The organism is Paraconexibacter sp. AEG42_29 (assembly GCF_040581415.1).
Taxonomy (GTDB): domain Bacteria; phylum Actinomycetota; class Thermoleophilia; order Solirubrobacterales; family Solirubrobacteraceae; genus Paraconexibacter.
The window spans coordinates 1,857,231-1,869,118 of the sequence record NZ_CP114014.1 but is presented as its reverse complement, the minus strand read 5'-3'; the positions used below and the strand labels follow the sequence as shown (position 1 = coordinate 1,869,118).

12 protein-coding genes are annotated in these 11,888 nt (G+C 72.4%); 6 read left to right on the top strand and 6 right to left on the bottom strand.

The features are described 5' to 3' along the window. Positions 1-9 precede the first annotated feature (9 nt). Both DSM112329_RS09015 and DSM112329_RS09010 read right to left on the bottom strand, forming a co-directional pair. Complete coding sequence (locus DSM112329_RS09015; RefSeq protein WP_354701485.1) at positions 10-993, bottom strand: hypothetical protein; 984 nt, start codon at positions 991-993, stop codon at positions 10-12. A gap of 40 nt (positions 994-1,033) precedes the next feature. Then, entirely contained in the window at positions 1,034-1,954 is a 921-nt protein-coding gene (locus DSM112329_RS09010; RefSeq protein ID WP_354701484.1) for a hydroxymethylglutaryl-CoA lyase, read from the bottom strand. 26 nt (positions 1,955-1,980) lie between these two features. On the opposite strand from DSM112329_RS09010, the gene npdG reads away from it, so the two are divergent. Genes npdG through cofE form a run of 4 tightly spaced genes read left to right on the top strand, consistent with a single transcriptional unit; the run spans position 1,981 to position 4,991 of the window. Further along, positions 1,981-2,655: an NADPH-dependent F420 reductase gene (npdG, locus tag DSM112329_RS09005; protein ID WP_354701483.1), complete on the top strand. Its 675-nt coding sequence runs from the start codon at positions 1,981-1,983 to the stop codon at positions 2,653-2,655. Next, entirely contained in the window at positions 2,652-3,572 is a 921-nt protein-coding gene (gene cofD, locus DSM112329_RS09000; RefSeq protein WP_354701482.1) for a 2-phospho-L-lactate transferase, read from the top strand. The genes npdG and cofD overlap by 4 nt, the downstream gene beginning before the upstream one ends. Next, a complete protein-coding gene (gene cofC, locus DSM112329_RS08995) occupies positions 3,569-4,228 on the top strand; it encodes a 2-phospho-L-lactate guanylyltransferase (protein ID WP_354701481.1) in 660 nt (219 codons plus the stop codon). The genes cofD and cofC overlap by 4 nt, the downstream gene beginning before the upstream one ends. A 31-nt stretch (positions 4,229-4,259) precedes the next feature. Then, a complete protein-coding gene (gene cofE, locus DSM112329_RS08990) occupies positions 4,260-4,991 on the top strand; it encodes a coenzyme F420-0:L-glutamate ligase (RefSeq protein ID WP_354701480.1) in 732 nt (243 codons plus the stop codon). A 102-nt stretch (positions 4,992-5,093) separates the two neighbouring features. On the opposite strand, the gene greA is transcribed toward cofE, so the two are convergent. Continuing rightward, entirely contained in the window at positions 5,094-5,573 is a 480-nt protein-coding gene (gene greA / locus DSM112329_RS08985) for a transcription elongation factor GreA (protein WP_354701479.1), read from the bottom strand. A 59-nt stretch (positions 5,574-5,632) separates the two neighbouring features. Then, on the bottom strand, positions 5,633-7,855 hold the full coding sequence (cofH, locus tag DSM112329_RS08980) for a 5-amino-6-(D-ribitylamino)uracil--L-tyrosine 4-hydroxyphenyl transferase CofH (RefSeq protein ID WP_354701478.1): 2,223 nt from the start codon (positions 7,853-7,855) through the stop codon (positions 5,633-5,635). Positions 7,856-7,953: 98 nt separating this feature from the next. On the opposite strand from cofH, the gene DSM112329_RS08975 reads away from it, so the two are divergent. Then, on the top strand, positions 7,954-8,982 hold the full coding sequence (locus tag DSM112329_RS08975; protein WP_354701477.1) for an ABC transporter substrate-binding protein: 1,029 nt from the start codon (positions 7,954-7,956) through the stop codon (positions 8,980-8,982). Positions 8,983-9,009: 27 nt separating this feature from the next. Here the strand turns inward: DSM112329_RS08975 and DSM112329_RS08970 are convergent, their stop codons facing one another. Both DSM112329_RS08970 and DSM112329_RS08965 read right to left on the bottom strand, forming a co-directional pair. After that, positions 9,010-9,372 (bottom strand): hypothetical protein, encoded by a 363-nt coding sequence (locus DSM112329_RS08970; protein WP_354701476.1) that lies wholly within the window; start codon positions 9,370-9,372, stop codon positions 9,010-9,012. Positions 9,373-9,396: 24 nt separating this feature from the next. Next, positions 9,397-10,587, bottom strand: a complete 1,191-nt coding sequence (locus tag DSM112329_RS08965) for an Nramp family divalent metal transporter (protein ID WP_354702459.1) — start codon at positions 10,585-10,587, stop codon at positions 9,397-9,399. 200 nt (positions 10,588-10,787) lie between these two features. Between DSM112329_RS08965 and DSM112329_RS08960 the strand changes: the two genes are divergently transcribed. Continuing rightward, positions 10,788-11,765, top strand: a complete 978-nt coding sequence (locus DSM112329_RS08960; RefSeq protein ID WP_354701475.1) for a glycine cleavage T C-terminal barrel domain-containing protein — start codon at positions 10,788-10,790, stop codon at positions 11,763-11,765. The last annotated feature ends 123 nt before the right edge of the window (positions 11,766-11,888 follow it).

Sequence of the window (11,888 nt, the reverse complement as noted above, 5' to 3'; positions counted from 1 at the left end):
CGCGGTCGCTCAGCGTGGGCGGGGGAACGGGAGCCGGGCGCCGTCCGACGGATCCCCACCGGCCCCCGCAGGCGGCTCGTCCGGGACCGGCGTGCTCGGCCGCAGCCCGATGACGAGGAACGCGACGGCGGCGACGGCGAAGATGATCGGCCAGCCGACGAGGTTGCCGTCGGCGGCCATGATGGTGAAGGCCAGCAGGACCGCGATGCCGACGAGGACGTTGCCGCGCTCGTTGTCCGCGGCGCCCGCGGACAGGATCCCGATCCCGCCGGCGAGCATGAGCATGGTCCAGCCCCAGCCGACGCCGCCGGGACTCTCATCACGCTCGTCGCCGTAGAGCGTCCCGGTCTCCGGAGTCACGTCGAACACCAAGCCCAGCAGCCCGTCGAACGCCTCGAGAGCGAAGATGGCCGCGATCGCGAGCAGCGCCAGCCCCGCCGCGTTCAGCAGCTGCACCCCGTGCGCCGGCCCGCGGATCCGCTGCCAGAGCGCCATCAGCGCGAGCACGACGGCGTCCGCAAGCAGGAGCCAGCGGTAGGCGCCGCCGCCGTCCGGGTCGAAGGCGAAGCTCACGAAGGCGACCGTGGTCCCCACCCCGGCGACCGCCGCCAGCAGCGTCCCGCTCGCCGCGTCGCGCCCACGGGACATCCACGTCGCCAGCGCGGTCAGCAGTGCGCCGACCCACGAGAAGAGGCCAGCCCCGCCGTCGGCGCCCAGCAGGTCGCCGAGGTTCAGCAGCGCCAGCCCGGCGAGCAGGAACCCCGCGACGTAGAGCGTCGAGTGCCACGCGGGCGGGCCGTCCGGCTCGCGCGGCGCCGCCACCGACATGCCGAGCACGAGCGCCGCCGCCGCGGTCGTGTACGCGAGGTGCACCCCGACCGCCCAGGCGTCGCCGAAGCGCGACTCCAGCAGGGCGACGAGCAGGACGAGGACGACCGTCCCCGCCGCCACCTGGTCGCCCCGGAACGGCTTGGGCCTGAGCAGCTCGAGCATCGCCACCCGACGCTACCCGACCGGTCCCGCCGGCGGCTGCCTACTGCCAGTCGACCGGACCGGCGACCAGCGTGTGCGACCCCAGCGACCGGCCGAGGATCTTCGCGACCGAGCGGGAGGCGTCCAGGACCTTCGGCAGGTCGACGCCGGTCTCCACACCCATCTCGTGCAGCAGGCTGAGCAGGTCCTCGGTCGCGATGTTGCCGGTGGCGCCCGCCGGGACCGGACAGCCGCCGAGCTCGCCGAAGCTCGACTCGAACGACGTGCACCCCGCCTGCAGCGCGGCCACCGCGTTGGCGAGGCCCTGACCGCGCGTGTTGTGGAAGTGCGCCGTCAGCAGCACCTCGTCGCCGAAGCGCGCGATCGCCTCGGTGAAGAAGCGCCCGACCTGGACGGGGTTCGCCATGCCGGTCGTGTCGCCGAAGCCGACCTCCTGCGCGCCGGCGTCGATGAGCTGACGGACGAAGCCGAAGACCCGCTCGGGGTCGATGTGCCCCTCGTACGGGCAGCCGAACGACGTCGCGATGACGGCCTCGACCTCGATGCCGTCAGCCAGCGCACGCGGGACCATCTTCTGGATGGCGGCCATCGACTCCTCGCACGTGCGGTTCACGTTCTTCTTGTTGTGCGTCTCCGACGCGCTGAGGAAGACGCCGATCTCCTCGAAGTGCTCGCGCGACTTGAAGGCGTTCTCCAGGCCCCGCTCGTTCGGGACCAGGACGCTGCGGCTGACCCCCTCCGGGACGTCGACACCGGCCAGCACCTCTGGCGCGTCGGACAGCTGCGGCAGAACGTCCGCGCGGACGAACGACGTCAGCTCGATGCGGTTCAGGCCGGTCCTGACGAGCTGGTTGATGAGGTCGATCTTGTCCGCGGTGGCGATCGTCTCGGGCTCGTTCTGGAAGCCGTCGCGGGGACCGACCTCGCGGATTTGAACGGACGCAGGCAGATCAGGGCTCATGTTCGGGGAACTATAGGATCGCCTGCGTGTCCCAGGAACCCGTCTCGATCATCGGCGCCTCCGGCGCGCTCGGCTTCGGCCTCGCCGTCCGCCTCGGACAGGCCGGCATCCCCGTCGTGATCGGCTCCCGCGACGCCGGCCGCGCCGCCGAGGCCGCCGAGCAGGCCGCAGCCGCTGTCCCGTCCGGCACGTTCACCGGCCTGGCCAACGAGGAGGCCGCCGCCGCGAACGAGCTCGTGATCCTGAGCGTCCCGTTCCGCTCCCAGTCCGAGACGCTCACGAACCTGAAGACCGTCCTGAAGGAGGGCCAGCTCGTCGTCGACGCGACCGTCCCGCTCGCCGCCGCCGTCAGCGGCAAGGCGACCCGGATGCTCGGCGTCTGGCAGGGGTCCGCCGCGCAGCAGGCGCAGGAGATGGTCCCCGCCGGCGTGCGCGTCATCAGCTCGCTGCACACGGTCAGCGCCTCCAAGCTGAAGGACCTCGACCACCAGCTCGACGAGGACGTCCTGACCTGCGGCGACGCCAAGGCCGACAAGGAGCGCTTCGCCGCCCTCATCGAGCAGATCCCCGGCCTGCGCTCGGTCGACTGCGGCAAGCTCGAGATGGCCCGCCTGACCGAGTCCCTCACGCCGCTGCTGATCGGCATCAACATCCGCCACAAGACGCACGCCGGGATCAAGATCTCCGGTCTGACCCATTGACGGTCGTCGTCCTGGCCGGGGGCACCGGCGGCGCGAAGCTGGCCCGCGGTGTCCTGGACGTCGTCGGTCCCGGTGAGCTCACCGTCATCGCCAACACCGGCGACGACATCGAGATCCACGGCGGCTACGTCTCCCCGGACCCGGACCTCTGCACGTTCTGGCTCGCGGACCAGATCAACGACCGCGGCTGGGGCATCGACGGCGACACGTTCGCCGTGATGGACGGACTGCGGGCGATCGGGGTGGACGTCTGGTTCAACCTCGGCGACCGCGACCTCGCGATCTGCATCGACCGGGCCCGCCGCCTGGCGGCCGGCGAGCGGCTCACCACCGCGCACGCGGCGCTGGTCGAGGCCCTCGGTGTGTCGGCGACGGTCCTGCCGATGTGCGACGGGCCGGTCCGCACGCGGGTCCGCGCCGCCGGCACCTGGCGGCCGTTCCAGGACTTCATGATCCGCGACGGCGCACAGGGCCCGATCGAGGAGGTCGCGTTCGACGGCATCGACGCCGCCCGCGCCACGCCGGAGGTCCTCGACGCGATCGCCGGGGCGACAGCGGTCATCGTCGGCCCCTCGAACCCGATCATCTCGATCGGCCCGATTCTCGCGGTGCCGGGGATCGCGGACGCGCTGCGGGCGACCTCCGCGCCGGTGGTCGCCGTGTCCCCCATCGTCGGCGGCACGATCGTCAAGGGCCCGTCCGAGGCGTTCATGGAGTCCGCCGGCCTCCCGCTGACCGCGGCCGGCATCGCCACCGCCTACGACGGGCTGCTCGACGGCCTCGTCGCGGACGAGGAAGCCCCTGGCGCCGGTCTGCCTGTCATCGTGACCGACACGATGATGGGTGACCCCGACGCACGGGCCCGCGTGGCCCGCAGCACCCTCACGTTCGCGGAAGGGCTGGCGCAGGCCCGATGACGACCTTCGCCATCCTGCCGGTGAAGCACTTCGCCGGCGGGAAGACACGCCTGGCCGACGACCTCGGCACCGGGACGCGGCGCGCCCTCGTCGAGGCGATGGTGACGGACGTCCTGATCGCCCTGCGCCGGGCCGAGAAGATCGACCAGACGCTCGTGGTCACGGGTGAAGCAGCGATGGAGGCGATCGCCCACGGCTACGACGCCAGCACGGTCATGGACCCGGACGACGCCGGCCACTCCGAGGCCGCCCTGCTCGGGATCGCCGAGGCGCTGGAGCGCGGCGCCCGTCGCGTGCTCCTGGTCCCCGGCGACTGCCCTGCCCTGGACCCCAAGGAGGTCGACGCCCTGCTGACGCGCGCGCCGGCGCCGACGCCGGAGGTCGTCGTCATCCCCGACCGCCACGGCGAGGGGACGAACGGCCTGGTCCTGACGCCGCCCGACATCATCGTGCCGTCGTTCGGCCCCGGGTCCTACGCGCGCCACGTCGACGCCGCCCGTGCCGCCGGTGCCGTGTGCCGGACCGAGGAGCTGCCGTCGCTGGTGCTGGACGTCGACACGATCCACGACCTCGCGGCCCTGCGCGAGGCGCTCGGCGGCGGTCATGGCAACGCCGCGCACACGCGCGGCATGCTGAACCGCCTCGCGCGCCGCTGAGGGCACGTCGCCGTCCGGCGGCCTGATTCCGATGGCCATCACCGCCACCGCCGTCGCCGGGCTCCCCGAGGTCACCGCGGGTGCCGACCTCGCTGCGCTGATCGCGGCGCGGGTGACCCCGTCCGGGCAGGACGTCGTGGTCGTGGCGCACAAGGTCGTCAGCAAGGCGGAGGGCGCCGTCGTCGCGCTGTCCGGCGTACGGCCCGGTGACCGCGCCCGGGCGATCGCCGCGCGCCAGGGCCGCGACCCGCGTCAGGTCCAGGTGATCCTGGACCAGACGGCCGAGCTCGTGCGGGTCACCGACCACGTCCTGATCTGCCGCACGCACCACGGCTTCGTGTGCGCGAACGCGGGCGTCGACGCGTCCAACGCCGCCGGCGACGACGAGCTCATCGTCCTGCCCGTCGACCCGGACCACTCCGCGCGCCGCCTCCGTGCCGGGCTGCCGGGGACGCCGGCCGTCGTCATCACCGACTCGTTCGGGCGGGCGTGGCGCAACGGCCAGGTGGACGTGGCGATCGGGGTGGCAGGGCTGGCGCCGCTGGAGGACTGGCGCGGCCTGACGGACTCGGTCGGCCGCCCGCTGCAGGCGACCTGGATCGCGGTCGCCGACCAGGCCGCGGCCGCCGCCGACCTGGCCCGGACGAAGGACTCGCGGGATCCCGTCGTGCTCGTGGAGGGCCTGGGCCGCTGGGTCACGGCCGCGGACGGCCCGGGGGTGCAGCCGCTGCTGCGCCCGCCGTCCGAGGACCTCTTCCTCTGACCCGCGCCCTCGCCCTCCCCCCTCGCCGCGAGCGTCTGACGTCCAGTTTTGGTCGTCAGAGCGACTAGAATCGGTCGTCAGACGGGACGGGGCGCTGCCGGGTCAGGCGCCGAGGGCGTCGACCGTCATCTCGCGCTCACCGCGCGGCGTCTGGACCTTGACCGTGTCGCCCACCTTCGCGCCGACCAGCGCGACCGCGACCGGCGACTCCGAGGAGAGCTTGCCGGTCTTGGCGTCGGCCTCGGTCGGGCCGACGATCGTCCACGTGTTCGTCTTGCCGGACTGCACGTCGGTGACCGTCACGGTCGCGCCGAAGCCGACGACGTCGCTGGCCTCGTCGACCTCGACGATCACCGCTGCCCGCAGACGGGACTGCAGGCGCAGGATCTTCGTCTCCAGATGGCCCTGGTCCTCCTTGGCGATGTGGTACTCGGCGTTCTCCTTCAGGTCGCCCATCTCGCGCGCGACGGAGATCCGCGCAGCGATGACCTGACGCGCAGGGCCCTCGAGCTCGGCGAGCTCCGCCTTCAGTGCGACGAGACCCGCGGCGGTGATCGCCTCGCCCTGTTCCTGATTACTCATCCGTGCAGCCTACGGAAAACGCCTGCACCGGCGGCCCGATCCGGCGCTCGCCCGCGCCCTCAGGCCCGGACGCCGAGCGGGTGGCGGTCGCGGATGTCGTAGAGGGTGGTGCGTTCGGCGGCGGGACGGCCGGCGGCGTGGGCGGCGGCGATCAGCTGCGGCGGGTCGAGCTTGACGCCGTGGGCGGAGCCGGCCATGCGGCTGATCGACTCCTCCATCAGGGTGCCGCCGAGGTCGTTCACGCCCCAGCGCAGCGCCTCGGTGGCGCCGTCGAGGCCCATCTTCACCCAGGAGGCCTGCAGGTTGGTGACGCTGCGGCCGAGCGCGAGGCGGAAGACGGCGGTGTGCTTGAGGTTCTCGGCCATCGAGATCTCCTCGACGCCGTGGGTGCGGCCGAGGAGCGTGTGGAACGGGATGAAGGACAGCGGGACGAACTCGGTGATGCCGCCGGTCCGCTCCTGCAGCGTGCGGATGACGCGCATGTGCTCGGCGAGCTCCCACGGCTCCTCGATGTGCCCGAACATCACGGTCGACGTGGACCGCAGGCCGGCGTTGTGGGAGGCCTCGATGATCTCCACCCACCGGGCGGCCGGCAGCTTGTTCGGGGAGATCCGGCCGCGGACCCCGTCGTGCAGGACCTCGGCGGCGGTGCCGGGCGTGGAGTCAAGTCCGGCGTCGCGGAGCTGCGCGAAGAGCTCGGGCAGCGGCAGGCCGGAGATGTCCTGCATGTGCGCGATCTCCATCGGCGAGTACGCGTGCACGTGGAGGTCCGAGCCCTCGGCGGCGGCGGTCTCCTTGATCACGCGCAGCCAGTGCAGGTAGTTCTTCAGGTCCCAGTCGGGGTGGATGCCGGACTGCATGCAGATCTCGGTGGCGCCGAACGCGATCGCGTCCCGCACCCGCTGCTCGAACTCCGGCCGCTCGTGCTCGTACGCGTCGGGGGACCGCTTGCCCTGCCCGAACCCGCAGAACGCGCACCCGACGATGCAGACGTTCGACACGTTGATGTTGCGGTTGACGACGAACGTGACCGTGTCCCCCGCAAGTTCGCTGCGCAGCTCGTCGGCGGCGACCCTGAGGTCGTCGATGACCTCCGGCCGGGTCTCGGCGAACAGCGCGGTCAGCTCATCCGGGGACAGGGCGATCCCGTCGCGGCCCTTCTCGATCGCCCCTGCCGCCAGGTCCGGGCGCAGCGGCCGCGGCGGCTCGGTGCGGCCGGACCCCGACCGCGGGATGAACGACCAGAACTTCGCCGCGACCGTGTTCAGGACGGCCTGGTCGACCCATTCCGGGTTGATGTACTGCGGGTACACGCACAGCCGCTCGGTCAGCGCGTAGCCCTTCGGGGCGAGCACCTTGCGGACCTGGTGCGGCCCAGGGAACGGGTGCTCGGGGCTGATGTGGTCCCCGTTGGAGGACAGGCCCCCGAGGTCGGTGGCGCCGGCGTCGACCAGCTGCGGCCACCAGTCGGCGAGGTTCGGCGGGATCTGGATCCCCACCCCGGGCAGCAGCTCCTGCGCGTGGGCGATCAGGTCCTCCATCTCCCGGATCGACACCGGCGTCGCCCAGTCCGGGAGCTTGTTGTGCGGCTGCTCGCCGATCCCCGTCGCCCAGTACTTCTTCGCCGCCGCGTCGGCGATCTCCCCGGGCTCCTGCCCGTAGTAGGAGTCGTGCGGGACGAAGTTCTGCAGGATGACCTCCTGCAGATGACCGTGCTCGGCGTGGACCTCCGCCAGCGCCGCCAGCGCCGCCACGCGGTCCTCCGGCGTCTCGCCGATCCCCACCAGGATCCCCGACGTGAACGGGATCTTCAGCTCGCCCGCCCACCGGATCGTCTCAAGACGCCGCGCCGGATCCTTCGTCGGCGACCCCTGATGCGCGACCAGGTCGTCCCGCATCGACTCCAGCATCAGGCCTTGCGACGCCGTCACCTCGCGCAGCCGGCCGAGGTCCTCCTTGGACAGGACACCGAGGTTCGTGTGCGGCAGCAGACCCCGCTCCAGCGCCCGCTCGCACGCCCACACCACGTACGCGGTGAAGTCCCGGTGCCCGTACTCCGCAAGCTTCGCCCGCACCCCCGCGTTGACCTCCGGCCGCTCGCCCGTCAGGACCAGCAGCTCCTTCACCTGCCGCCTGGCCGCGTTGTCCAGCAGCGCGAGGACCTCGTCCGGCGTATGCAGGTGGGCCTGGTGCGTCTTGAACGCGCAGTACTTGCAGTAGCACTGACAGGTCCGGCTGAGCGAAAGGGTGACGTTGCGCGAGAACGTGACGCGGCGGCGCATGTGGGCCAGTGTATGGCGCGCGCCCGGGCTCTCCCCTGCGCCGGGCGCCGGCCGGCACTGCACCGGCCCGGCGGAGCCGCCGAATAGAGTCCGGCGCCTTGCGACCCGCGTCCCGCCCCACCGTCCGCCGCCTGGTCGCCACCGTGGCCGCCGGCGCCGCCCTCCTGCTCACCGCCTGCGGGACGTCCGGCAACAGCACCCGCCCCGACCAGGCCGCCACCCTGCTGCTGGACTTCCAGCCGAACGCCGTCCACGTCGGCATCTACCAGTCCGTCGCCCGCGACTACACCGGCGCCGAGGGCGTGACCCTCTCGATCCAGCTCCCCGCCAGCGGCACCGACGCAGTGAAGAGCCTCCTCACGGGGCAGGCCCGCTTCGCGATCCTCGACATCCACGACCTCGCGATCGCACGGGCCAAGGGCCGCGACCTCGTCGGCGTCATGGCGATCGTCCAGCGGCCCCTGGCGGCCGTCATCGCCCAGGCCGACGTCGCGTCCCCGAAGGACCTCGAGGGCAAGCGGGTCGGCGTCACCGGGCTGCCGAGCGACGACGCGGTCCTCGACTCGCTCGTCCGCGGCGACGGCGGCGACCCGGCCAAGGTCCGCCGCACCACCATCGGCTTCGACGCGGTCCCCGCGATCCTCGGCGGCAAGGTGGCCGGGGCGACCGCGTTCTGGAACGCCGAGGGCATCGCGCTCCAGCGTGAGCGGCCGGGCCTGAAGGTCTTCAAGGTCGACCAGTTCGGCGCCCCGCCCTACCCCGAGCTGGTCCTGGTCACCCCGCGCACCACGATCCAGGACGACCCGGCGCTCGTGCAGGCGACGGTCACCGCGCTGCAGCGCGGCTACCGCGAGGCGCTCATCGACCCGGAGACGGCCGTGGCAGCGCTCGTGGACGCCGTCCCGGGGACCGACCGGGGACTCGTCGCCGCGGAGCTCGACGCCGTCCAGCCTCTGTTCCAGGCCACCAGCGGCCGGATCGGCACGCTCGACCTGCCAAGCCTGCGGGCGTGGGCGACGTGGGAGGCACGCTTCGGCATCGTCGACCGCCCGCCCGAGGTCGCCGACATGTTCGTCCCGCGGTTCGCCGCGGTCGGGGCCGAGAAGGCGACCCAGAACAGCGGCTGAGCCGCGCCCGGGACGCCGGGCCCGGTCCTACTGGGAGTAGAGCTTGCGCTGCTCCTGGCGGACCGACTCGGGCCGGCCCCACATCTGGGTGACCTCGACCCGCCCGGAGCGGACCTCGCGGACGGCGACCTCACCCTCGATCCCCGCCTCGTCGAGCAGCGTGAAGGCCGTCAGCACCGCCGGGACCGCCGCCGCATGGCCGAAGCGATGCGCGCACAGGATGCGCCAGTGCCAGTCGTGCTTGGAGTACGGCTGCGCGTTGCAGGTCACGAGGTAGACCGCCGCGTCGATGTAGCGGTGCTCGTCGTCGATCCGCAGGTCGAGCTCGAGGTCGGTCCAGTCGTCCGGCAGCGAGTCGACGACGGTCCGGAACGTTTCGGCGAGCGGCATGGCCCGCAGTCTACGAGAGGGCGACTACCCGAAGAAGGTCTGGTAGAGCAGGAACGCGTTCAGCAGGCTGATCACCGCCGCGACGATCCCGGCCACCACGGTCGTGACCGGCCGGTTGACCAGCGGGCCCATGATGTCGCGCCGCCGCGTCAGGAGGACGACCGGGACGAGCGCGAACGGGATGCCGAAGCTGAGGACGACCTGGCTGATGACGAGCGAGCGCGACGGGTCCAGCCCGACCGCCAGGACGATCAGCGCCGGTGCCATGGTGATCCCGCGGCGCAGCACGAGCGGGATCGTGCGCTGCAGGAAGCCGTCCATCACGACCTGGCCGGCCTGCGTGCCGACGCTCGAGGACGCCAGGCCGGACGCCAGCAGGGCAAGAGCGAAGGCGAGCGCGGCGCCCGGCCCGACGAGGTCCTTGAAGCCTTCGTGGGCGCTCTCGATCGAGTCGACGTCCACGCCGCTGTCGTGGAACAGCGAGGCGGCGATCAGCAGCATCGAGAGGTTCACGAGGCCGGCGACCGTCATCGCGATGGTCACGTCGATGCGGTTGAACCGCAGCATCAGGCGGCGGTCGGCGTCGTCCCGGAGCGGAATCCGCTTCTGCGTGAGCGACGAGTGCAGGTAGATCACGTGCGGCATGACCGTCGCGCCCAGGATGCCGGTCGCCAGCAGGACGCTGTCGGTCCCCTCGAAGCCCGGGATGAAGCCCTTTGCGGCCTCGCCGCCGTCGAACCCGATCTTGAGCGTGTCGTAGAGGAAGCCGAGCAGGATGACCGCGAGGAACCCGAAGATCACCTGCTCGAACCGCCGGTAGCCGCGCGACTGCAGTGCGAGGATCGCGAAGGCGACGGCCGCCGTGATGAGGCCGGACGCGAACAGCGGGACGCCGAACAGCAGGTTCAGCGCGATCGCCGCCCCGATGAACTCGGCGAGGTCGGTCGCCATCGCGATCAGCTCGGCCTGGACCCACAGCCCGAAGGTGACCCGCTTGGGGAAGTGCTCGCGGCAGAGCTCGGCGAGGTTCTTCCCCGTCGCGATGCCGATCTTCGCCGTGAGGTTCTGGATCAGCATCGCCATCAGGTTCGCGGCGATGATCACCCAGACCAGCAGGTACCCGTAGTCGGCGCCGCCGGCGATGTTCGTGGCGAAGTTGCCCGGGTCGACGTACGCGATGCACGCCACGAACGCCGGGCCGAGCATCGGCAGCATGCCGCGCACGGGGCCGCGAGCGCGGAGCTGCTGCAGCTCGCTCGGGCCCAGCGCCGCCGGCGCGACCGCCGGCTCGCTGGGTTTCACCTGATCCACGAGCGAAAGTGTGGCATGACTAAATCAGCGTTCGCTCATGTTGGCGTGGCGGATCATCCTGCGGGCGAGCAGCGTGGCGACCGCCGAGCGCTACCGTGCCCGGGATGGCCGGCCCGCTGACCCCCGTCGATCCCTCGTACGACGTGCTCAGGACGGGCTGCGCGCTGCTCGACCGCTCCGAGCTCGGCAAGCTCGCCGTCGTCGGCCCGCAGGCCCGCGAGTTTCTCGCCGGCCAGGTGAGCAACGACACCGAGGCGCTCGAGCCGGGGACCGGGTGCTACGCGGCCCTGCTCGACAACAAGGGCAAGATGCTGGGCGACCTGCGCGTCCTGCGGTCCCCGGACGGCGCGGAGCTGCTGCTCGTCTGCGAGCGCGTCGCCCTGCAGGCACTCTTCGACGCGCTGCGCCGCACGATCATCGGCTGGCAGGCGGAGCTCGAGAAGCGCACCCTGCAGCGGGCACTGCTCAGCCTGATCGGCCCGGCCGCGCGCACCGTCGCGGGGGCGGACGAAGCTGGGCTCGGCGCCACCGAGCACGCGTCCGCCGCCGCGTCCCTCGACGGCCACGAGGTGCTCCTCGTCGCGACCGACGCCGGCGTCGACGTCGTCTGCCTCGCCGAGGACCTGGACGCCGTCACCGCGTCGCTGCTGGAGCGCGGCGCGGTCACGGTCGACGAGGCCGCGGTCGAGCTGCACCGCATCGAGTCCGGCCGCCCCCGCTACGGCGTCGACCTGGACGCCACGGTCATCCCCCAGGAGGCCGGCCTCAACGAGCGTGCCGTGTCGTTCACGAAGGGCTGCTACGTCGGGCAGGAGACGGTCGCGCGGCTGTTCTACCGGGGCAAGCCGAACCGCCGGCTGCTCGGTTTGCGGCTCGCCGCGCCGGCGCCGGCCGGGACCGAGCTGCATGCGGTCGTCGCGGACGGCGAGGAGCCCGGCCGGGTGCTCGGCCGTGTCACCAGCGTCGGCGTCTCCCCCGTCCACGGCCCGATCGCGCTGGCGTTCGTGCGCCGCGAGGCCGAGGTCGGCGACACCTTGGCGGTCGGCGCGACGACCGGCGTGGTCGTCGAGCTGCCGTTCTGAGCGGCGAGCCCACGTGCTCGATGGGCCGCCAGGCGCCACATCGGTACCTGGTGGCACATCGAGCGACCCCCGACGACCGCTGAGGCCCCGACCGCCGACGCACGGCACCCGACGGACTCGCCA